The sequence below is a fragment of the Microbacterium sp. Y547 genome, from assembly GCF_057669785.1.
The window spans coordinates 353,798-374,165 of the sequence record NZ_JBYHFN010000002.1 but is presented as its reverse complement, the minus strand read 5'-3'; the positions used below and the strand labels follow the sequence as shown (position 1 = coordinate 374,165).

The 20,368-nt window shown below is 67.5% G+C and carries 34 protein-coding genes; 33 read left to right on the top strand and 1 reads right to left on the bottom strand.

Features of this window, described 5'->3' with window-relative positions; all coding sequences use genetic code 11:
* Positions 1-10 precede the first annotated feature (10 nt).
* From AC25Y0_RS04795 to AC25Y0_RS04770, 6 genes are read left to right on the top strand one after another with little or no spacing between them, the layout of a single operon-like run.
* Positions 11-328: a hypothetical protein gene (locus AC25Y0_RS04795; RefSeq protein WP_488134301.1), complete on the top strand. Its 318-nt coding sequence runs from the start codon at positions 11-13 to the stop codon at positions 326-328.
* 2 nt (positions 329-330) lie between these two features.
* Complete coding sequence (locus AC25Y0_RS04790) at positions 331-528, top strand: hypothetical protein (protein WP_488134300.1); 198 nt, start codon at positions 331-333, stop codon at positions 526-528.
* A complete protein-coding gene (locus tag AC25Y0_RS04785; RefSeq protein ID WP_488134299.1) occupies positions 525-1,214 on the top strand; it encodes a hypothetical protein in 690 nt (229 codons plus the stop codon). The genes AC25Y0_RS04790 and AC25Y0_RS04785 overlap by 4 nt, the downstream gene beginning before the upstream one ends.
* Entirely contained in the window at positions 1,211-1,633 is a 423-nt protein-coding gene (locus AC25Y0_RS04780) for a hypothetical protein (RefSeq protein ID WP_488134298.1), read from the top strand. The genes AC25Y0_RS04785 and AC25Y0_RS04780 overlap by 4 nt, the downstream gene beginning before the upstream one ends.
* On the top strand, positions 1,630-2,034 hold the full coding sequence (locus tag AC25Y0_RS04775) for an HNH endonuclease (RefSeq protein ID WP_488134297.1): 405 nt from the start codon (positions 1,630-1,632) through the stop codon (positions 2,032-2,034). The genes AC25Y0_RS04780 and AC25Y0_RS04775 overlap by 4 nt, the downstream gene beginning before the upstream one ends.
* Positions 2,031-3,758 carry a DNA cytosine methyltransferase gene (locus AC25Y0_RS04770; protein ID WP_488134296.1) on the top strand — a complete coding sequence of 576 codons (1,728 nt, stop codon included), beginning with the start codon at positions 2,031-2,033 and terminating at the stop codon, positions 3,756-3,758. The genes AC25Y0_RS04775 and AC25Y0_RS04770 overlap by 4 nt, the downstream gene beginning before the upstream one ends.
* Positions 3,759-3,772: 14 nt before the next feature.
* Here the strand turns inward: AC25Y0_RS04770 and AC25Y0_RS04765 are convergent, their stop codons facing one another.
* Positions 3,773-4,252 carry a hypothetical protein gene (locus AC25Y0_RS04765; protein ID WP_488134295.1) on the bottom strand — a complete coding sequence of 160 codons (480 nt, stop codon included), beginning with the start codon at positions 4,250-4,252 and terminating at the stop codon, positions 3,773-3,775.
* Positions 4,253-4,278: 26 nt separating this feature from the next.
* Between AC25Y0_RS04765 and AC25Y0_RS04760 the strand changes: the two genes are divergently transcribed.
* The 27 genes from AC25Y0_RS04760 (at position 4,279) to AC25Y0_RS04630 (ending at position 20,368) form a co-directional block, all read left to right on the top strand.
* Positions 4,279-4,551 (top strand): hypothetical protein, encoded by a 273-nt coding sequence (locus tag AC25Y0_RS04760; protein ID WP_488134294.1) that lies wholly within the window; start codon positions 4,279-4,281, stop codon positions 4,549-4,551.
* 11 nt (positions 4,552-4,562) lie between these two features.
* Positions 4,563-5,030, top strand: coding sequence for an XF1762 family protein (locus AC25Y0_RS04755; RefSeq protein WP_488134293.1), 468 nt, complete (start codon positions 4,563-4,565; stop codon positions 5,028-5,030).
* A 354-nt stretch (positions 5,031-5,384) separates the two neighbouring features.
* Positions 5,385-6,047 (top strand): hypothetical protein, encoded by a 663-nt coding sequence (locus tag AC25Y0_RS04750; protein ID WP_488134292.1) that lies wholly within the window; start codon positions 5,385-5,387, stop codon positions 6,045-6,047.
* Entirely contained in the window at positions 6,034-6,282 is a 249-nt protein-coding gene (locus AC25Y0_RS04745; protein WP_488134291.1) for a hypothetical protein, read from the top strand. The genes AC25Y0_RS04750 and AC25Y0_RS04745 overlap by 14 nt, the downstream gene beginning before the upstream one ends.
* Entirely contained in the window at positions 6,279-6,548 is a 270-nt protein-coding gene (locus tag AC25Y0_RS04740; RefSeq protein ID WP_488134290.1) for a glutaredoxin domain-containing protein, read from the top strand. The genes AC25Y0_RS04745 and AC25Y0_RS04740 overlap by 4 nt, the downstream gene beginning before the upstream one ends.
* Positions 6,548-7,036 (top strand): single-stranded DNA-binding protein, encoded by a 489-nt coding sequence (locus AC25Y0_RS04735; RefSeq protein ID WP_488134289.1) that lies wholly within the window; start codon positions 6,548-6,550, stop codon positions 7,034-7,036. Before AC25Y0_RS04740 ends, AC25Y0_RS04735 begins: the two co-directional genes overlap by 1 nt.
* A gap of 55 nt (positions 7,037-7,091) precedes the next feature.
* Positions 7,092-7,355 (top strand): hypothetical protein, encoded by a 264-nt coding sequence (locus AC25Y0_RS04730; protein WP_488134288.1) that lies wholly within the window; start codon positions 7,092-7,094, stop codon positions 7,353-7,355.
* A gap of 235 nt (positions 7,356-7,590) precedes the next feature.
* Positions 7,591-8,133 (top strand): hypothetical protein, encoded by a 543-nt coding sequence (locus tag AC25Y0_RS04725; RefSeq protein WP_488134287.1) that lies wholly within the window; start codon positions 7,591-7,593, stop codon positions 8,131-8,133.
* 66 nt (positions 8,134-8,199) lie between these two features.
* A complete protein-coding gene (locus tag AC25Y0_RS04720; protein WP_488134286.1) occupies positions 8,200-9,003 on the top strand; it encodes a hypothetical protein in 804 nt (267 codons plus the stop codon).
* 315 nt (positions 9,004-9,318) lie between these two features.
* Positions 9,319-9,621 (top strand): hypothetical protein, encoded by a 303-nt coding sequence (locus AC25Y0_RS04715; RefSeq protein WP_488134285.1) that lies wholly within the window; start codon positions 9,319-9,321, stop codon positions 9,619-9,621.
* A gap of 27 nt (positions 9,622-9,648) precedes the next feature.
* Positions 9,649-9,885, top strand: a complete 237-nt coding sequence (locus tag AC25Y0_RS04710; protein ID WP_488134284.1) for a hypothetical protein — start codon at positions 9,649-9,651, stop codon at positions 9,883-9,885.
* Entirely contained in the window at positions 9,885-10,064 is a 180-nt protein-coding gene (locus AC25Y0_RS04705) for a YegP family protein (protein WP_488134345.1), read from the top strand. The genes AC25Y0_RS04710 and AC25Y0_RS04705 overlap by 1 nt, the downstream gene beginning before the upstream one ends.
* Positions 10,061-10,420: a hypothetical protein gene (locus AC25Y0_RS04700; RefSeq protein WP_488134283.1), complete on the top strand. Its 360-nt coding sequence runs from the start codon at positions 10,061-10,063 to the stop codon at positions 10,418-10,420. Before AC25Y0_RS04705 ends, AC25Y0_RS04700 begins: the two co-directional genes overlap by 4 nt.
* A gap of 2 nt (positions 10,421-10,422) precedes the next feature.
* Positions 10,423-10,626 (top strand): hypothetical protein, encoded by a 204-nt coding sequence (locus AC25Y0_RS04695; RefSeq protein WP_488134282.1) that lies wholly within the window; start codon positions 10,423-10,425, stop codon positions 10,624-10,626.
* A gap of 781 nt (positions 10,627-11,407) precedes the next feature.
* On the top strand, positions 11,408-12,997 hold the full coding sequence (locus AC25Y0_RS04690; protein WP_488134281.1) for a hypothetical protein: 1,590 nt from the start codon (positions 11,408-11,410) through the stop codon (positions 12,995-12,997).
* A 15-nt stretch (positions 12,998-13,012) separates the two neighbouring features.
* A complete protein-coding gene (locus tag AC25Y0_RS04685; protein WP_488134280.1) occupies positions 13,013-14,437 on the top strand; it encodes a phage portal protein family protein in 1,425 nt (474 codons plus the stop codon).
* Positions 14,434-15,717 (top strand): head maturation protease, ClpP-related, encoded by a 1,284-nt coding sequence (locus tag AC25Y0_RS04680; protein WP_488134279.1) that lies wholly within the window; start codon positions 14,434-14,436, stop codon positions 15,715-15,717. The genes AC25Y0_RS04685 and AC25Y0_RS04680 overlap by 4 nt, the downstream gene beginning before the upstream one ends.
* An 11-nt stretch (positions 15,718-15,728) precedes the next feature.
* The gene (locus AC25Y0_RS04675) at positions 15,729-16,112 is read left to right on the top strand and encodes a hypothetical protein (RefSeq protein WP_488134278.1); all 384 of its coding nucleotides are present in this window, start codon (positions 15,729-15,731) and stop codon (positions 16,110-16,112) included.
* A 17-nt stretch (positions 16,113-16,129) separates the two neighbouring features.
* On the top strand, positions 16,130-17,035 hold the full coding sequence (locus tag AC25Y0_RS04670) for a major capsid protein (protein WP_488134277.1): 906 nt from the start codon (positions 16,130-16,132) through the stop codon (positions 17,033-17,035).
* Positions 17,035-17,382, top strand: a complete 348-nt coding sequence (locus tag AC25Y0_RS04665) for a hypothetical protein (protein WP_488134276.1) — start codon at positions 17,035-17,037, stop codon at positions 17,380-17,382. The genes AC25Y0_RS04670 and AC25Y0_RS04665 overlap by 1 nt, the downstream gene beginning before the upstream one ends.
* Before the next feature lie 21 nt (positions 17,383-17,403).
* Complete coding sequence (locus tag AC25Y0_RS04660; RefSeq protein WP_488134275.1) at positions 17,404-17,763, top strand: hypothetical protein; 360 nt, start codon at positions 17,404-17,406, stop codon at positions 17,761-17,763.
* A complete protein-coding gene (locus tag AC25Y0_RS04655; protein WP_488134274.1) occupies positions 17,760-18,170 on the top strand; it encodes a hypothetical protein in 411 nt (136 codons plus the stop codon). Before AC25Y0_RS04660 ends, AC25Y0_RS04655 begins: the two co-directional genes overlap by 4 nt.
* Before the next feature lie 15 nt (positions 18,171-18,185).
* Positions 18,186-18,476 (top strand): HK97 gp10 family phage protein, encoded by a 291-nt coding sequence (locus tag AC25Y0_RS04650; protein WP_488134273.1) that lies wholly within the window; start codon positions 18,186-18,188, stop codon positions 18,474-18,476.
* On the top strand, positions 18,473-18,913 hold the full coding sequence (locus AC25Y0_RS04645; RefSeq protein ID WP_488134272.1) for a hypothetical protein: 441 nt from the start codon (positions 18,473-18,475) through the stop codon (positions 18,911-18,913). Before AC25Y0_RS04650 ends, AC25Y0_RS04645 begins: the two co-directional genes overlap by 4 nt.
* Positions 18,914-18,964: 51 nt before the next feature.
* On the top strand, positions 18,965-19,546 hold the full coding sequence (locus AC25Y0_RS04640; protein WP_488134271.1) for a hypothetical protein: 582 nt from the start codon (positions 18,965-18,967) through the stop codon (positions 19,544-19,546).
* An 85-nt stretch (positions 19,547-19,631) separates the two neighbouring features.
* Positions 19,632-20,006, top strand: a complete 375-nt coding sequence (locus tag AC25Y0_RS04635; protein WP_488134270.1) for a hypothetical protein — start codon at positions 19,632-19,634, stop codon at positions 20,004-20,006.
* 191 nt (positions 20,007-20,197) lie between these two features.
* Positions 20,198-20,368 carry a hypothetical protein gene (locus tag AC25Y0_RS04630; RefSeq protein WP_488134269.1) on the top strand — a complete coding sequence of 57 codons (171 nt, stop codon included), beginning with the start codon at positions 20,198-20,200 and terminating at the stop codon, positions 20,366-20,368.

The following is a 20,368-nucleotide window of genomic DNA, read 5'->3' as shown; positions in this document are numbered from 1 at the left end:
GCGGGCGGCCATGGAGACCGCAGCAGAAAAAGCGGTCAGCGACGGTGCGACCCGACTGCTCCTCTGGATGCTCCTCGAATCAATCCCCGGGACGGAAGGACCTGTCTTCTGCCGTGGCGCAGAGTCGCTTGCTGAAGGGTGCGGAAAGGACCCGGCGTCGGTCGCCGATCGCCGGGCCGTGCGAAGGCGTCTTGCTGAGCTGAGGCGTGCCGGGCTCATCGAGGTTGTCCAGTGGGCGCACCGCGGGCAGCCGACCGTCTACGTCATACGGACGCCGAGCGGGTTCCGGGCGCTGAGCCTCACCGCCAAGAACAGAGAGAGCGTATGACCGTGAGCATCACCACGAAGCCCCGCTCGCAGTTCCTTGCGTGGAAGGTCGGCGAAGTCGTGACCGTTGACGGCATCCGCTGGGTGATCCGTGCAATGTCCGCCAGCGGCAAGGTCGCCCTCGCCGCGATGAACAACCCGAACGTCGCGATCTGGTGGACGACCACCGTCGACAAGCTCCCCAGGAAGGCCGCATCATGACCGCGAACATCGACGACGTCGCGCAGACTCTCGCCGAGTACGAACGCCTCGCGATCACCTCCGGCGAGTGGGAGGGCATCGACGCTCCCGAGTTCAGTGTCGACGGCGACGCATGGATGCAGGTGTGGATCCCCACCGACGACGCCGCGCACCCGGCCTTCGCGCGGACCATCGTCTACCGCAAGGGCATGCGCCCGATCGTCGTCGTCGTGTCGTGGGCCGAGTCGGTCCCCGCCGAGGAGTCGTGGCGGAACCTGTGGATCGCGAAGCCGATGAAGCTGTTCGGCGCCTACGTGCTCCGCGCCGCACTGCGTCGGGCATTCCGCGAGGTCATCGGCGACCGCCGCGAGCCCGACGAGGAGACCGGCGACCCGTGGGCCCCGGCACAGACCACCGCTCGCAACTGGGCGGCTGAGGTCGACGCGGCGACAACCGAGGACGCCGTGCTCGCGCTGCACGCCGACGCGAAGAAGGCGCGCGCTGTGACGCCGGATCTTGAGACGAAGCTGCGGAAGCGGCTCGCCGCGGTCCGTGAGGGCGCGGTCGACGGCGACCCGGGCGCGGCGACCGCGATGACGAACGACGAATACGCGGCGCCTGCACGCCCGGAGCCGAAGGATCACCTTCCCCCGTCGAACCGTGCCGCGCGTCGCGCGCAGGACCGCAAGAAGGGACGCCGCAGATGAACGACCGTCCCGTAGAGGACCGGTTCGCCGAGCAGGAAGCTCGAGCGGAAGCACTCGTGGAGCAATCAGCGGAGGATCCGTTGACGATCGCACGAACCATGCATCACCTGTCGATGCTGTCCCGCGAGATGAACAAGACCATCGCTGATCTCGGGGCCCGCGCCGCGGACCTGACCGTTGACGCGGACGCAGAACGCGCACGTCTGATCGACGCCTACCAGGAGAACAATCTCACCCTCACCCGGGCACGCGATCGCGCCACTTACGAGACGCGGGAAGCACGCCGCGCAGCCGAGCAGGCTCACGTGATTGTTGACTACGCGAAGCGCACACAGGCGTCCGTGAATCGGCGCCACTTCGAGCTGATGAACACGAATAAGACGGTCGACAGCGAGACCCGGACAGGCGGCCGCCGATGACCGTCACCGTGTTGGACAAGCGGGACGTCATCGTCCGCGATGGTGGCCTGTGTCTCCTCGCCCTGAAGCCGTGCACGCGTGAGGCGCAGACCGCCGACCACCGGGCGAACCGTGGTCAGGGCGGGGCGGGTGCCGTGCTCGACCACGGCGCGAACCTGATCGCCGCGTGCTCGCTGTGCAACGCGGCCAAGGAGACCGCGACCGGCGAGGTGCGCCTGCAGCTGATCCGCCGCGGCCTCCGCGTGATCCCCGCATCCACCCACCGGAAGACCCTCGAACGGGTGCTGTTCACCCCGGTGCAGGATCCGTCCGGCCGGTGGTGGGTGCCGATGTCGACGCGGGAGCGTCGCCCGGCGGCCCGGTTCGAGGTCGACCGTCACCTCGAGGCGGTGGCGGCATGACGATGACGAAGACTGCGCCGGTCGGCTACCGGATGCCCACGACTCCCTGGAACGGGCTCACTGTCACGGACCTTTTCTGCGGTGCTGGCGGTTCGTCGTCGGGGCTCATCGAAGCGGGCTACAAGGTCGTCATCGCGGCGAACCACTGGGAGCTGGCGATCGAGTCGCACCAGATCAACCATCCCGACACGGATCACTCGCAGGCTGACATCTCGCAGGTGAATCCGGCGTACTTCCCGAAGACGCACGTGCTGTGGGGATCGCCTGAGTGCACGAACCACTCGATCGCGAAGGGCATCAAGCGGCAGCGGATGCAGGATCAGGCGCTGTTCGAGATCGACGGCACCCGTCCGCTGGCCGACGAGGCCGCGAATCGGTCACGGGCGACGATGTGGGACATCCCTCGGTTCGCCGAGCACCACCGGTACATGGCGATCATCCTCGAGAACGTCGTCGACGCGTACCGGTGGGACCAGTTCCCGGCGTGGCAGATGGCGATGGAGGCTCTCGGCTACCGGATGCAGTTCGTGTGGCTGAACAGCATGCACGCGCAGATCGGCGGCCTACCGGCGCCGCAGTCTCGTGACCGCATGTACATCGTGATGCACCGCGCGGACCTCGCGACGAAGAAGCACCCGCAGCCGAACGTCGCCAAGTGGACCCGGCCGATGGCGGTCTGTGTCGAGCACGGCGAGATCCAGGCAGTGCAGGCGTTCAAGAAGGCTGAGCAGTGGGGTCGCTACCGGGCGCAGTACCTCTACCGGTGCCCGAAGTGCTGGCAGATCGTCGAGCCGGGGTGGCTTCCGGCGGCGTCGATCATCGACTGGTCGCTGCCCGCGCAGCGCATCGGGGACCGTGCGAAGCCGCTCGCGGAGAAAACGCGTGAGCGGATCCGCCGCGGCATCGAACGTCACTGGGCCCCGATCATCGCGAAGGCCGCCGGGAACACCTACGACGGCATTACGACGGGCTCGAACTACCTGCGGGTGTCCGAGGTCGAGTCGCCGATGCCGGTGCAGACGGGCAGCGCGGAGCACGGACTCGCCATCCCACCGCTGATCGTGAACAACGTCAGCGGTGCGGACGCGTCCCGGTCGGAACCGGTCACGCGCGAGCTGCCGTCGATCGTCGCGGGCGGCACGCACGCCTCGCTGTTGATCCCTGTTGAGGGGCGCGAGGGGAAGTCGGCGGCATCTGTCGCTGACCCGCTGCGCACGCAGTCGACGCGCAACGAGACCGGGCTGGTCGTGCCGCTGCGCAACCACGGCGTCGCGAAGACGACGTCGCACCCGATCGACACAGTCAGTGCCGAGGGCAACCATCACGCGCTCGTGCTGACCAACACGCACAACAACCGCGCCCGCCCGGTCACGGAGCCGCTGCCCACAGCCACCACGGCAACGACTCAGGCGCTGCTGATGAGGAACAACGAAGGCGGCGCCGAGATGTCGACGCCGGTCGCGGAGCCGATGCGCACGCTCACAACGGCCGGGCACCAGTCGCTCATCGAGCCGCTCGCGCCGATCAGCCTCGATGTCGACGACGCCGGGTTCCGGATGCTTGAGCCGCACGAGATCCAGCTCGGCATGGGCTTCGCTGCCGACTACCACCTCGTGGGGTCGAAACGCGACAAGGTCAAGCAGGCCGGGAACGCGGTCACGCCTCCCGCGGCACGAGACCTCGGGCACGCGGTCGCCGAGTTTCTTCTGGCGGTGGCGTCATGAGGGGCGGGGATACTTCAGTCGGTATCGCGTTCGCGTGCATGCCACTCGACGTACCTGTCGAAGGCTTCCTGCGCATCCTCCAGGCGAAGATCTCCGGCCGACCAACGCACAAGCACCTCTTCAAAGCCGAAGATCCGACCGCTTATCAGCGAGGCCTGGGTGCGTTCCTCGGAGGGGCGCGCGGCGGGCGTAGCTCTGCCAAGGAGCAACCACAAGAACCGCCTCTCAGCGGGGCTGACTTCGAGCAGGAGGCGCGCGGCAGCGCGGGAGCGTGCATTGACCGCGAGGAGAGCGTTCTCCCGGGACTCGGTAGCCAACACGTAGCCGAGCGCAGAGTTGGCGGCGAGTACATCCACGATGGCGTCTCGTCGTCTTGTCTCTGCGTCCTCTCGTGCCCTGCGGGTCGCCGAGAGGTGCTCGCGCAGCCACGGGACCAGCGAGGAGCCCGTAAGCGCGATAAGCGCGCCAAGTACGACCGCCCATCCTGCGTCCATGCCCGCACTATATCGGGGGTGTCGGCGTGACTGAGGACATCACTCCTCCGATGGATGCGACGGAGGAACCGGCACGGGACACGTCCCGTGAGTGGTCGCTCGACGACGGCGCGCGGAAACGTATCGACCTCGCGCTCGAGGAGATCGACGCAGTGCAGGCGAACAGTCCGAAGTGCGAGCTGTGCGGGCAACGGGTGAACGTGCTGGACCGGTTCGGGCTGTGCTCGAAGACGTCGATCACGCATAAGGAGTGGCGTGCTGGTGTGCGCGCCGACGAGAAGGCAGGGGTACGGGGATGAGTCTCCGGATCGTGCCTGTCTCTCGCGCCGACGCGCGCGCGTTCGTCCGAGCGCATCATCGCCATCACTTCGACCCCACCATCTGGATCACTCAGTTCGGCGCGGCGGTAGACGACGTGCTCGTGGGCGTCGGCATCGTCGGGCTCCCCGTCGCACGTGCGCTCGCTTCGGGGGACCGGGCGACCGCCGAGCTTCTGCGGACGGCGACAGATGGCACCCCGAACGCGAACAGCATGCTGTCACGCAACGGATGGAAGGTCGCGAAGGCGCTCGGTTACGAGCGGCTGATCACCTACACGCAAGAGGGCGAGTCGGGCGCTTCGCTCCGCGCGGCCGGGTTCCGTGTCCTCGCTGAGAGGCCGGCGCGTGGCGGATGGGACATGCCGTCCCGCCCGCGCGCACCGCGACGGTGCATCAACTGCGGCGAACCCGTCGTGTCGCACGGCGTCGCACGCACGCTCTGGGAGGTGACGTCGTGAGCATGCCGAAGTACGCGATGACCTATGTCGTCTGGTTCGAGAAGAGCTGGACGTTCAAGATCGGCCGGGCGTGGCGGTGGTCGCGGATCGAGCACATGATCCGTCAGGGCGGGCAGATCATCCTTTGCGCGCGCGGCACTGACGCGACGTGGGAGCGCGAAGCCCTGCGGGTGCTGCGGCGATGGTTCCCGCCGGCATTCAAGGGGTGGCAGGACGCGGAGTGGGTGCTCGGCTCCGGAGGCGCCGGGTTCACCGAGTGCTTCTACGTCGAGCCCGAGGACGTACAGCACGCACTGGACCGGTGCTTCGAAGGATTTGCGAGAGGGAACGAGCAAGGTGTCAACGAAACAGCGGATGATCAGCGCGAGGGATCTGGATCGTCTCGACCCGGTGCCGGAGTCGGCGAGGACGACGGCGATGTGGCTGTGGCTGAACCTCGACCCGCTGGGGCGGGGGCCGATGGACCCGGAGTGGATCGCCGAGCAGATGCACCCGATGGTGGAGCGCGGCCCGGCGACAGACACGGTGATCGAACACCTGCTGATGTTGATGGACGCGGGGTTCCTGACGACATACGTCGCAGAGCAGCGGGAGTGGATACTGCTGCTGCACCCGCTGAAGACGGATCTGAGGCGCACGAAGATCAGCACGCCCGAGCCACCGGGGGATCGTCCATGGACGTCCGTGGCTGTGGGGGGAGGGCGCGCGCGGGAGCGCGAGTGGGCGCGGGAGCGCGCGAGGGAGCGGGTGCGGGCGGAGGACGCGGCGAGGGCGGATGCGTGGGACGCGGTGCGCGCGGACCGAGCGACGCCGCCCGAGGCGCCGGAGCGTCCGCTGGTGCTCGAAGCGCCCCCGATGTTCTGCGACGACCACATGCCGCACGGCGCTGGGCAGAAGAAGTGTGGGCCTTGCCGGGACTCCCGTCTGATACGCGACGAGTGGTTGCAGAGGCGCGTGTACGAGGAGAAGCTCGCCGCGCACTTCGAGGCGACGGGGACCGACGATGAGCCCTTCTGAGCGGGTCGCACGCGTGGTTCCGATCGCGGACCGCCGCACAGCTGCCGATGACCAGTTCGATGCGTTCGTGGCTCGCCCGCTGGGGCCCGCACGTCGCTTGAAGCTGCTGCGTGAAGGGCAGCTCACCGCGAGGCCCGTCGACCACGAGCTGGCGCGGCTGAAGACCTACGACGAAAAGACTGAGCGGCTCCGGGCAGTGATCCGGGCCGAGCGAGACGAGGAGAAGACGGCATGACGACTGTTCGCGTGTATACGAAGCCGAGCTGCCAGCAGTGCGATCTGACGAAGCGGAAGCTCGAGGAGCACGGGATCGCGTTCGAGGTGGACGACATCACGGAACCGGGGAACCTGGCGGCGGCGTTGTCGCTGGGGTTGGGGTCGGCGCCGGTGGTGATCGTGAATGACGGGAAGGTGACGCTCGACGAGTTCGAGCAGGCGTGGGCGGGGTTCCGCCCGGATCTCATCGACGAGCTCGCCGAGCGCATCGAGGCGGTGCGCTGATGGCCGGGGAAACGATCATCACGGTCGTCGGGAATCTGACGGCGGATCCGGAGCTGCGGTACACGCAGAACGGTCTGCCGGTGGCGAACTTCACGATCGCGTCGACACCGCGGAACCTCGACCGCCAGGCCAACGAGTGGAAGGACGGCGACCCGCTGTTCCTCCGCGCGTCGGTGTGGCGTGAGTTCGCCGAGCACGTCGCGGGGTCGCTGACCAAGGGCATGCGGGTGGTCGCGACGGGTCGGTTGAAGCAGCGCACCTATCAGGACCGTGAGGGCAACAACCGGACGGCGATCGAGCTCGAGGTGGATGAGATCGGCCCGAGCCTTCGCTATGCGACTGCGCAGGTGGTTCGCGCAGCGGGGAAGGGTCAGGCGGCGCAGCCGTCCGGTCAGGGCGAGCAGCGAGGGACCGACCCGGTGCCCGCTGAGGGGGATTCGTGGGCGGTTCCGCAGGGAGAGAGCTATGGCGACGACACACCATTCTGAACCGGCCGAGATGTCGCGCGCTGACCTTGACGCGCTCCCGATCGGGAGCGTGGTTATGACGGTCACCGATCCGACGCGGTTCGGGGTCTACGAGCAGCGGGTCTGGGAGAAGTTCGGAGGGGCGAAGGACTGGCAGCTCGGCTGGCCGCGGCACGAGTGGCAGTCCACGGACGGCGGGTTCGTCCAAGTAGGGGAGACGCACGGATACGGTATCGGGTTCAACCGCCGCGTTGTCGTGCTTTTCGTGCCCGACGCCGAGACATCGGCAGCGATCGAGCAAGCGCACGCACGAGCGCTGTCGATGAGGAAACATGTCTGATCGGGTATGCGTTCGTGGCTGCACTCAGCGGGGCGTCCACTATGCGCAGTGTGATCACTATGCGGCGGCGCCGAACTATGACGGGGATTCGTCGTGCAGGGGCTGTGCTCCGCGGGAGTGTCGTGACGGGTCGCTGATCTGTGACGGGTGCTTCGGTCGGATGCGTCGTCTGCTCGATGACGCCCCGGATCTCCTCGCACGCCTGCGATCTCTGGGTGACCCGTCGAAGGCGAGCGTGACGGATCAGGTGCGGACGCAGTCGTCGCAGGTGGAGGCGCCGGCCCCGATTGGTGCGGACCTGCTCGACGCGATCCGGTCGGTCGAGGTGGCGGTGTCGTGGGCGCATTCGGATCTGAAGGCCGACTCGAACGATCTCGACACGGTGACCTTCCTCGGCGAGCTGCTGCTGGACCGTCACCCGCCTGTCGATGGTCTCCGCACGGTGTGGTCTGTTCAGGACGCGGTGGATGCGTGGGGGGTGGAGCGTCGGGACCGTAACCCTGTGCCGTTCCTGGTCGAGGAGGACGGTGAGGAGGAAGTGACGCCGATCCCGGAGTGGTCTGACCCGCTGGTGACGCAGGAGGAAGCGGAGCAGATCGCGGGGTCCGTGCGCACCTTACAGCGGTGGCTGAAGAAAGAGCAGATTACACCGGCTGGTGAGGTGTGGGTCGCAGGCCGTCGGATGCGGTTCTTTCGGGCGCGGGATGTCGCCGCACTGCGGGACAAGATGCGGGATCGGCAAGTAGCGGGCCTGACGCGGAGAAGGCGGGAAAGGTGAGCGAGGCAGTCTCCCGAGTATGCGGGGTGTGGGAGCGCGCCACTCGATGCCGATAGATTTGCGGCCATGTCTCTGAACTGGCTGTATGGCCCACGGGTCCGCCCCCTGCCCGGAATGTCCAGTGACGAGCCCGGCTCCGTGACCCTCCGTCCGCTACTCCTCGACATTGAAACGGCGCTCGAGGTTGTCAGCTTCACGAAAGATCATCTCGAAGGTCGGCTACCAAAGGGAGCCTACGTCTCGACGACGTACCTGACGCAGGGCCGCTTGCCCCTCAATTCGGAAGACATTCTGGACTTGAGTCCTCACGCCCGCTCGACGCTGATGGCTGAGGTCTCCGTCGTGGATGAGCAGATGGCGCACGGGGTCCCGACGCCCATCAAAGTCCGCATTTTCCTCCGGGCCGAAGGGAACGCCGTCCTGGTGGAGTTCTGGGAGAGAGGCGATCGGGTCCCGGAGGCCGAGGGGCTGCTGGCCGAGCGGATCGCTGAATTCCTATTGGCTAACGGCAAACCGGTCCTCCAATTGGGGCGGCTCTCCTATCTGCTGACGCTTATTCCGCCTGCAGTCATGTTTCTCGCCACCTTCACGGGCATGACCTCGGGGTGGACGCCGACAGGAGTGGTCTTCGGATTCGCGGCGGCGGTGGGAGCAGCAGCTGTCGCAGTCTATTTCGCCCGCAAGATTTACCTCAGCCAGATGGTGAAACCACGTGGCATCTACTTCCGAGACACCTCCCGCGCACAGCGTTTTCAGGCTAAAGCGACTGTGCGACAGCAGTACAAGGTGCAAACAGTAGTTGCGCTGTTGGGTGTGGCGGGCGGTTTTACTCTCGCCGTAATCCTGGATGCGTTCGGGCTGCGAGGCTAGGGGGCTGGTGACCGAGCCGGCGCTAGCCCGCACGCTATCGGCGCGGCACCCCTACCGTGTGTCGCGGGTATGCAGTACGCTGTGCTAGCACGCTAGGTGCGTCACAGGGCCTCACACCGGATCTCGGGTGGGGCTTTCGTCGTTCCTGGCCTGACTTCCGGACCGGTGCCCTGGTCCGGGCCCGCCCTGCGGCCGCACGTCACACACCATGACATCGAGGCGGTTCGCGCGCTGTGGGGCGTTGGCGTGAAGGGTGGACGCTCGGGGCGGTTCGGGTCCTTCGAGCGTCCACCCCCACGACGCGGGAGGCCGGACGTGAGCAACCGCAGCATCCGGGACGGCAAGGGTCACCGGGCGTACCGTCGCCGGCAGGCCGCGCTGAAGCGCCGCACCGCGCGCGAGAAGCTGCCCTGCGGGTACGGGTCCACACACGGTTGGGGATGCGGCGAGCAGATCGACACCACGCTGCCCGCCGGCCAACGCATGAGCTTCACCGCTGACCACGACGACGCCCTCGACAACGGAGGCCACCTGCTCGGCCACCTCGTGCCGATGCACCTGTCCTGCAACAGCCGCAAGAGCAACCACGCAGCCGTCGAGATATGGGCTGCGACCTGATCGCGTTTCACCCGAGAGGAACCCGTCATGGCACGTATCCAGATCCTTGAGCTTCCGTCTGAGGTCGCGGGGGAGTACTTCAGCACACCGTTCGCGATCGTGATTGATCAGGTCGAGGTGGAGACGTCCGAGTTGCGGACGCTGGAAGGCGAGCCGGCTACGACCCGGATCGCTGAACTGGACCAGAGCGAGGCTGACGCCGCCGCCCGAGCGATCGGCGCAGTGGGGGCGATCCTCACCGCGATCACACTGGACGTGGCGTGATGGGCCCGCGGGTCGAGGTCTATAAGCGCGCTGACGGTAAGTGGGCGTGGCGCCTGATCGCGACCAATGGCCGCATCATCGCGACCGATGGCGGTCAGGGATACGAGAACCGCGCCGAGTGCGAGCAGATGGCCCGCGACGTCGTCGGCGGTCACTACTCACCCGAGGAGCCCGCATGAGCACCAGTCACCGCGTGGACGTGATCATCGCGTCCCCCGAGTTCCAAGCCGACCTTGACGAGCGGGTCGCCGCCGCTGTCGAGGAGATCCGGAAGACCGACGCCATCGAGCGTGTCGACGTCGCACCTGACCCGAAGCAGCGCATCGTCGTGCTCGCCCCGTCGAAGGTCATAGGACGCGACGAGGCACTCGCCGCCGGCATCGACCCTGTCGCCATCGTCACACCCCGCAGCGTGCACGCCGCGCATGGTGTCGTCGCTGACGCACTGTGGGACGCACCCGGGCTCACCCCCGAGGACCGCGAAGCACTCCTGCCCCACGTGGCACCGTGCCTCGCCACGACCCGGGAGGCGTGACCATGGCCGCGATCGCTGGCACCATCAAGACCCGCATCCTCATCGCCACGGGCAACAGCGACCCCGTCGAGGTGGGCACTGTCGCCTCGGAGCTGCGCGCTACGGGACGCGGGGCAGGGGTCACCCTTTGCGCCCGCCGCTACCGCCGTGGACTCGCTGTCGCGTTCCTGCGCATGGCCTGGGCCACCTGGACCAGCCGGGCATGATGCCGAGCGGTATCAACGGACCCTGTGACCGGCCATGCCGGCTGGGGAGACCGCACGAGCTCTCGTGCCACAACTACATCGAGGTCGACCTTCCGTGCCCTGTGTGCAACGCCGAGCACGGCCGCCACGACCCCGCCTGCGTCCTCAGCCGGACACAGCCGCGCTGACCGACCGCCCGGGCGTCCCCATGATGGCTGTACTGATCGGACTGGTGTGGTGGCTGGCTGCTGAGAACGCAGCGTAAGGCATGGCCACCGACCCGAAAGGGTCATACCCCTCGGGGTGGCGGGTTCGAATCCTGCGTGACGATCAGCACCCGGCCGGGCATCGCTCAAAAAATCCAGCGATGCCCGGCCACTGCCCACCTCCCGCGCGGTCCTGGCGCCTCTCTCCGCGGGTGAGAACGCGAATGTGGGGGAATTGGGAGGAGGTGGGTGAATGGGACGCCCGAAGGCACCCTGCGGCACCGATTCCGCGTACCGCCGCCACCTCCGCAACGGCGAAACGGTCGATGATGCGTGCCGTCAGGCGCACACCGAAGCTCAGCGGGCCTCGCGCCGGTCGCCCGCGGCATCCCGGCTCGAACCCGAAGGTGAAGTCGCGACGTCGACCGCTGACGACGCCGAGGTCGACGACCTCGAGCTGATCGTCACGACGCTCCGGAAGGCGTTCACGACTGTCGCAGAGAAGGACCCGACGAGGGTCGCGCCGATAGCACGGGAGTTCCGGGCGGCAGTCGAGGCGAAGCGTGGGCCGGTGGAGCCGCCGAAGGAGATGACCCTTGCCGAGCAACTCGCTGAAGCCCGAGCAGCTCGGGCTGCAAGAGCCCAGAGTCAGGACGCTTCCGCTTAGTCGAGTCGGTTCGCTGATCGACGATGTCCTCGATATCTGCGACATCGCGAGCATCGTCCCGGATCCGTGGCAGGAAGGCAGCCTCGAGGCGATCGTCTCGGTTGACGCGTTCGGCCAGTGGGCCGCGACCGAGTTCGGTGAGCTGGTGTCCCGCCAGCAGGGCAAGGGCGGCATTCTGCTGCCGTACGAGCTCTCCCACCTTTACCTCTGGCCGCGCGAGGACGGCGCGCCGAAGCTCATCGGCCACACGGCGCACGAGGGCGCGACCGCACGCGAAGCGTTTCGCCGGGCGAAGCGCGCGATCTTGGGGTCGCCCGTACTCCGCTCGCAGCTTGTCGGCGGTGGCAGGCAGACCGCCCAGGGCATCACCGGCATTTCGACCGGGAATGGTAACTGGGCGATCGAGCTGAAGAACGGTAACCGGCTGGTGTTCTTCACCAGGACCGGCGCGGCCGGCGTCGGCATGTCGTTCGATGTACTGATTGTCGACGAAGCGCAGCACTCGCCGCTGACCATTCTTGAGGCTCTACTGCCGACCACCGACGCGAGCCCGAACAAGCAAGTGCTGTTCACCGGCACAGTGCCGAAGGAAGACCAGGACGGCGAGTATTTCGAGGGCCTGCGCGACCGTGGCCGCAAGGGCGGTTTCGAGCGCACGGGATGGATCGAGCACACGCCGGTCGGGTCTGATGACCCGAAGACCGCAGCGAAGCTCGACCTCGGGTCGCGGCAGGTGTGGCGGGAGGCGAACCCCGGGCTCGGGATCCGGCTTGCGTGGAAGACCGTCCAGGACGACTGGGACCGCATGGGGCAGACCAGCCCCGAGGCGTTCGCACGCCAGCGGCTGTCGATCTGGCCGTCGCGTGTCGCCGAGGAAGAGAAGCCGCTGTCGAAGCTCGACCTCGAGGTCTGGGGTCGGCACGCCGACGAGGCAGCCGGAGTCGACGGCGACGGCATGGTGCTCGCGCTGGCACTCGGCCGCGGCGGAGGCTACGGCACCATCGCGAAAGCGACCCGTGTCGACGAATCGATCGCTGTCGAGCACCACCGCTCGGACAGCGGCACGATGTGGATCGCCGCGGAGCTCAAGAAGCTGAAGGCCGAGCACGGCAACCCGCTGCTCGTCCTGGACGCCAAGAACGCGGCCGCGGTCCTCTCTGCGCTGGACCGCGCGAAGGTGAAGTACCTCGCGATGAACCTCGACGAGATCGCCGCAGCTCACAGCCTGTTCATCGAGCACGTCAACGCCGGCCTCGTGCCGCACCGCCCGCAAGAAGAAGTGACCAAGTCGCTGCAGTTCGCGACGACCCGCAACATCGGCCGCGCCGGCGAGACGTGGGAGCAGTCCGACCCGACGAAGCCGGTCACGATCGCGCAGGCCGTGACGTGGGCGCTGTGGGGCGTGCTCAAGTCCGAGGCGTCACCGAAGAAGCAAACCCCGCCACCGCCCGCTGCGCGCGTGATCAAGCGCGCCGACGTCGACCGCGACGAGGTGGATCTGGCGACGTTCCAGTTCTAGACGAAGGAGGCCGCCGTGACTGAAACCGGATACCAGGCGGACATCGGGCTCCTCGGTTGGGGGAGCATCGCCGCGGACTTCTCGAACGAGACGAACCCGGACTGGGTGTGGCCGAAGTCGGTCGAGGTGTCCGACCGGATGCGCCGCGAAGATCCTCAGGTGAAGTCGGTGCTGCGGGCTGTCACGCTGCCTATCCTCCGCACGGAGTGGGTAGTTGACGGGTCGGGGTGTCGGCCTGAGGTCGTCGCGCACGTGGCGGCTGATCTGGGTCTCGCGGTCAAGGGCGAGCCGTTCGTCGCTCCGCTGCGGTCGAAGGGCCGGTTCTCCTTCAAGGAGGCTCTGCGGCTCGCACTGCTCATGCTCGTCTACGGGCACTCGTACTTCGAGCAGGTCTATGACTATGACGCATTCGGTCGCGCGCATCTCGCGAAGCTTGCATGGCGGCCACCGCGCACGATCTCCGAGATCAAGGTTGCTCGCGACGGCGGCCTCGTCGGCATCCATCAGCACGGCGTCGAGAAGATGATCGGTGTCGACCGTCTCGTTGCGTTCATCCACGAGCGCGAGGGGGCGAACTGGGTTGGCGAGTCGCTGCTTCGCGCCGCGTACAAGATGGCAGTACTGAAGGACCGGGTGCTGCGCATCCAGGCACTCACCGCCGAGCGTAATGGCCTCGGCATGCCGGTCTTCACCGCCCCGGAGATTCCCGAGGATATGCCCTATAACGAGGCGATCGAGTGGATGGATGAGCAGATCGCTCGGGGCGAGAAGATTGCCAAGGCCGCCCGCGCGGGCGACGCCGCCGGGGTGTCGGTCGCGCACGGGTCGTCTCTCGCATTCGTCGGCGTGACAGGCAAGATCCCCGATCTCGACAAGCCGATCCGGTACTACGACGAGCAGATCGCCCGCGCAGTGCTCGCGCACTTCCTGAACCTCGGCACCGAGACAGGGTCGTGGGCGCTCGGGTCGACGTTCGCGAACTTCTTCACCGACTCCCTCAACGCGGTTGCACAGCAGGTCGCGGACGTATTCAACCAGCACGTGATCGAAGACCTCGTCGACCAGAACTGGGGACCGACTGAGCCGGCGCCCCGGCTGGTGGCGACCGCCATTGGCGAGCAACAGCCCGTGACAGCGGAGTCGATCAAGGCGCTCATCGAGTGCGGCGCGCTGTCTAACGATCCGCAGCTCGAGGAGTTCCTGCGGGCGAAGTACGGCCTGCCGGTCAAGGGCGAGGTTGCAGTCCAGGACGACAGCACGGAGGTGGAGCGCGCCCGGTTCGTCGCAGAGACCGCGCAGAAGGTCTACCTAGCGACTGACAAGCCCCCGCTGCGACAGGACGAGGCGCGCGAGATCATCCGGCGCGCCGGAGGCGAGCTCAGCGGGGATGGCTCGGACGTGAGCCGCATTCCATCGAACGAGCCTGAGGAGGCCGCATGACCCGCAATATGGACGCCCCGGTGCGTGCGGCCAAGGCCGCCGAGAAGGAGCGAGACGAACGTCGAGAGCGCCGGTACTGGGGCTCGATGGAGCCGCCGACGTCGAAGGCGGAGTTCTTCAACGCGGTGACCACGGCGTCAGCGGAGGGCGACCAGACGGTGGCCACGGTCCGCATGTACGGACCGATCGACTCGTGGGGTGGCTGGTGGGGCATCTCCACCGAGGACGTCGCCCGCGTCCTCGACGCCCTCCCCGCGTCGGTCGAGCAGATCGTGCTGCGCATCAACTCGCCCGGTGGAGAGGTATGGGAGGCGATGGCGATCCTCAACATGCTCGGTGCGCATCGTGCCCGGGTGACCGCAGTCGTCGATGGCCTTGCCGCGTCGGCAGCGTCGTTCATTGCCGCCGGCTGCACCGAGACGGTTATGAGCCCCGGCAGCCAGATGATGATCCACTCGCCGTCGTCGATCGCATGGGGTAACTCGGCCGAGATGCGCAAGCAGGCTGACTTCCTCGACAAGCTCGAGGAGTCGATGGTCGAGGTCTACGCCGACAAGGCCGGCGAGAAGGACTGGGCCGCGCTGCTCGCAGCGGAGACGTGGCTGAGCGCCGCGGACGCTGTGGAGCTCGGCCTGGCTGACCGGGTCGACACTGTGCCCGATGCGGGCATCGCATCGACAGTCGGTGATAGCGCCGACGAAGACGACGTGATCCTCGTCATCTCCAGCGAACCCGAGGATGCAGCACGCATCCGCGCCGCCGCCGCCTCCGCGCGCGCGACGGCTCCGAAGCCCCCGAGCTCGTCCGAGCCGGGTACCCCCAACCGAAAGGAGAACGTCGTGGCAAACGACGCCCCCCAGGCTGGTGTCGAGCGGCTCGGCACGACCGATGCCGAAACCTCGACGGAGGCGGCCACGGCCGTCACCGACGAGCACCCGACCGCCACCATCACCAACACACCCACCGCCGCGCTGCCGGAGGGCATCGTCGCGATCGACGCGACCGTCCTGGCAGAGATGCAGCGCGACGCCCGCATGGGCGCCGAGGCCCGCGCCGAGCAGACCCGTGCCCGCCGCGACGGCATCATCGCGACCGCGCTCGAAGAGGGCCGCATCACCGCCGCGTCGCGGGACCACTTCCGCGCGCTGCTCGACAGCGACGAAGAGGGCACCACCACGGTGCTGGCCTCGCTCGCCAAGAACACCGTCCCGGTCGAGGAGATCGGGCTCGCCACGGCGTCCGTCGAGGGCGACGCCTACCCCGCGCACTGGAAGCGCTGAGAGGAACCATCATGGCCAACGAATGCATCCCGGCCTACCGGCCGGGCGCTGACCTCACCGCTACGGCGGGCGGAGCGATCACCGGCAAGACCTTCGTCGACATCTCGGCGCCGCTCGGCGTCACCGCTGGGACGCCGGCGACTGTCGTCACCGCCACCGCCGCGGGCCTGAGCGTGGGCGTTGCCTCGCGCGACACCGCGTCCGGCGGCAAGCTGCACGTCCTCCGGGGTCCCGGTCAGATCGTCCCCGTCACGGCGGGCGGCACGATCGCTGTCGGTGCCGAGATCGAGGTCGGCTCCAACGGGCGTGCTGTCACGCTCGCCTCTGGCAAGGCCCGCGGCCGCGCCTGGTCGGCCGGAACCTCCGGCAACGACGTCTTCATCGAGCTCTACTGAGAAAGGAGAGCTAAATCATGGCCAATGCCAACGCCACCGCGTACCCCTTCGCGGCGCCGACCGTCAACGGTTCCACCATCACGGTTGAGACGATGCTCAACCAGCCGACGCGCATCACCCGCTACCTGTCGGACATCGAACTGCGGAACTACATCAGCCCTCTGTTCTTCTCGACCCCGGGTGGGGTGTCAGGCGGGGCGGTCATCTACGACCAGCTCACGCTGAACGATCTCTTCCCGACGCGGGACGTTCAGGAGGTCGCGCCTGGCGGGGAGTTCCCGAACCTCACCTCGGAGGACGGTGAGCCGAAGGTCGCTGCTGTCGAGAAGCACGGTGGGAAGTTCTTCGTCACCGACGAGGCGCGCGATCGCAACGACAGCGGCAAGATCCAGCGAGAAGGTCGCAAGATCATGAACGCGATGGTGCGGCGTCAGGACGCCCGCGGCATCGCGATCGTGGACGCGACCCTCGCGCAGCTCCCGTCGCAGGTCGTGGTCGGCACGAACTGGAACACGGTCGTCACCGGTGGCTCGGGGCAGACGAACGCGGCCCTCTGGCCGGCGTCCGACATCGCCCGCGTCCAGGGTCTCGCAGATAAGCAGGAGCTGGGCGTCGAGATCGACACCTTGATCCTGAACCCCGATCAGGCGCTGCAGCTGCGCATCGTGTACGGCGACGACCTCGCCGACATGCTCGAGGCCTACGGCATCGAGACGCTGCGCGCTTCCAACCGGGTCGCCCCGGGCACGGCATACGCCGTCGCGGCGGGCCAGCCCGGTGAGATGCGGGCCGAGAAGCCGCTGAGCACAGAGACCTGGCGTGAACCGGGCACGCAGCGCACGTGGGTGCAGACCGACGCGCGCTTCGTGTCGTACATCACGGACCCGTTCTCGGTGTTCAAGCTGACAGGGCTGGCCGGCTGATGGCTGCCCGCACTGTCCGCGCCGGCTTCGTCGTCTTCACCGACGCCGCTGGCCGCCCGGTCACCGGCTACCTCGGCGACGAGGTCGACGTGCACGACGACGACCTCGAGCGGTTCGACCGGTTCAACCCGGAGCCGACCATCGGCGAGCCCGTGGAGTCTGAGGACGACGAGTCCGAGGATCCCGACTCGACCGAGTCCGGTTCGGTCGAGATCCCCGAGGGGGATCCGACGACGAAGTGGAGCCACAAGCAGCTCGACGCGCTCGCGGCTGCGAAGGGCGTCGATGTGCGCGACGCGAAGAACAAGGACGACAAGGTCGCCGCGCTGGCGCCGACCGAGTCCTGATAAGAGAAGGGGGGCGGTGGAGTGATCACGCCGAACGACATCACTGGTGCCGATGAGAACGTCGCACGACGTCTGCTCGTCGCGGCACGCTCCATCGCCCCCTGTATCGACTCCTTCGCTGACGACAGCGAGGAGAAGAAGGACGCGATCGCGATCCTGCTCGGCGTGCTCGCCGAAGCTCCCGCGTCTGGCACGCGTCGGGTGCGAGCGCAGCGGGTCGGGCCCGCGTCGGTGGACTACCGGGATGCGGAAACGTGGATGCCCGAGGACAAGGCGGCGCTCCGGTCCCTGTGCGCGAGTGCGGCCCAGCGCGGACTGCCGCGGGGAAGCTTCCCCGAAGCCGGAATCGTGACGGGCCTCTGGCCGGAGCGATACCGATGAACTTTCCGCACGGGCAAACCGTCTACCGTCTGCGCGCTGGCAGCATCCCGGATCCTTACTCTGGCGAGTCGATCCGCGGTGACTGGTCGGTCCCCGCCGTCCTGCCGATCCCTGACGGGTTCATCGCGCAGTCGTCGACTTCGATGCTGTCGAGCGCGACGCGTGAGCAAGCACTCGAATCGAAGTCGCTGTTCTGCGATGGCGCGTTCGACGTGCAGAAGGGTGACCGGGTCTTCACCGGCACGTTCATTCCGTCGCTACCCGACGACGCAATCACGGTCCCCGAGGGGACCGTGATGGTGGGCGAGACCTACAGCATCGACGGCATCCCGCCGGCGGCGGACACGAACCCCTTCACGGGGTGGACGCCACCGCGAGAGATCCCGCTGACCCGGGCGGTCGGCTGACCGGAAGGAGCTCGCATGGCTCGCAGTGGCGACACCGACATCAAGTTCAACGCGCGATTCTTCGAGTCGGCGCTGCGCGATCCGAAGGTCGACGCGCTCACTGACGGCGCTGGTAACCGTGCGCTCGGTGCGGCGCAACGGAGCGCACCAGTCGACACGGCCGCGTATCGCAGCGGCCTTCGCATCGAGCATCACCAGTCCCGCTTCCGGCGCACGACGCGTGTCGTCGGCACCGATCCGAAGACTCTGCTGATCGAGTCCAAGACCGGCAACCTCGCCCGCGCGCTGAAAGCGGCGAAGCAGTGAGGGTCGCGCCCCCGAACCTCGAGCTGTGGCTGACCATGTACGTGCGGGCGCTCGCAGCCGCTGAAGGCTTGAACGTAACAGTGTCGAACAAGGAGCCGCCGACGCTGTCGCTGCCGCTCATCCGGCCGGTCATCGTGATCCGCGACGACTCCGGGCCGCGCTTGTCTCACGTGACGTTCGATCGGTCGATCGGCGCGTCGGTCCTGGCCGGGTCGCGGCTGTACGACAAGCCGGCGGATGACCTCGCGCGATGGCTCGCCGGTGTCCTGTTCGACGTCGACCTTCCTCTCGGTCTCGAGGTGCCGCCGCCGATCGCCCCGCCGCCGATCGCCGCGGTCGTCCCGTCTGGGTGCAACGGTCCATACCCGGTCACCGAAACCCTCGACGTCGCTCGCCGTTACATGACGGCGCAGTACGTCGGCACCGGCTCGTGGTGAGCCACCCCCACCCCATCGAATGCCCGCTCAGCGGGAGAAGGAGTAAGACCCATGGCCGCTGACACTCAGGGCAATGACCTCGACGCCGTTGGCGTCCCGCTCTCCGGAATGGCGGCGATCGCGCCCGTCACCGAAGCGAACGTGATCGCGAAGGCGGCGCTCGCCGCATCGCCGATGGTTCTGCCGGCAGCGTACGAGCGCCTCGGCCTGTTCAAGGTCGACGGTGGCCCGTCGAACTCGCGCGAGAGCGGCGACCCGATCGAGTTCTTCCAGATCGGGTACAAGCTCGCCGGCGACGGCACCCGGGCGGTGACGATCAACCTCGCCGAGCTCAACACCATCGTCCAGAAGGTGACCGAAGGTGCCACCCCCGACGCGAACGGCGTCATCGAGGCAAAGTCCTCGCTGCCCGACGGGCAGTGGATCCTCTTCACCTCCACCCGCTACCGCAACGGCAAGGAGAAGCGCCGCGTCGGCGTCGTCACCGTGACCGGTGTCGAGGACGACCAGGAGACCCGTGGCGAGGTCGAAGGCCGCGCTGTGACGTTCACCTACCAGGAGCACGACCTGTTCAACGGTGCGCCGTTCTGGCAGTGGGTCGGCACCCCTGGTGTCGTCGAAGTCGAGGACTGACACAGACCGGCTGGCCGGGGTGCTATCGGGTCGCCCCGGCCAGCCTCATAACCCGAACCCGTGACCCGTGAAGGAGGGCCGACACATGGCCGCCAGCAAGACCAAGACCGAGACCATCGAGTACGACTTCGACAACTGGTCGGAGGAAGACGAGAAGACGGCCATCGAGGCGCTCAAGCCCGATGTCCGCTACGTCATCGTCGAGAAGAACTTCATCGGCCGCTTCGAGGACGGCGTGATCGTGCGACTGCCGCTGTCGATCAGCCTCGACGACCTCGACGAGCTCACTGACAAGTCCGACAACCCCGTCGATCAGGTGAAGATCCTGCTCGAGCAGATGGGCGGCAAGGAAGCGCTCGCGGAGTTCACCCGTCACAACCTCGCGGAGACCATCGCGATGGCGGACAAGTTCTTCGCGGTGTTCGCGCGGATCGCCGGGGCGGCACTCCCGGAATCCTGAGCGTCGCCCACACCATCCGAGAGCACCGGCCCGCGATTGCGCGCACTCTGCGCGAGGAGTTCGGTGTCGGGCTCTCGGACCTGGGCGGCGCAGTCTCCTGGGGCGAGGCGATCCTTCTCATCGAGGAAGCCGCTTCCGACCCCTCAACCGCGTTCGGCGCGGACCTCGCCGGCTGGGCTTACCCGGCGTCGATGCACGACCTGCTGACCCTCGCGGCGCAGATCGGCAACGAGAAGGCGATGAAGAAGGTCATGCCGTGGGCGATGCAAAACCCGCGGCGGAAGACGGAACCGGACGCAACGCCGGACGAGATCGCCGCCGCTGAGGCTGCGCTGGAAAGCGGCATCGTGTTCGCCGACTAG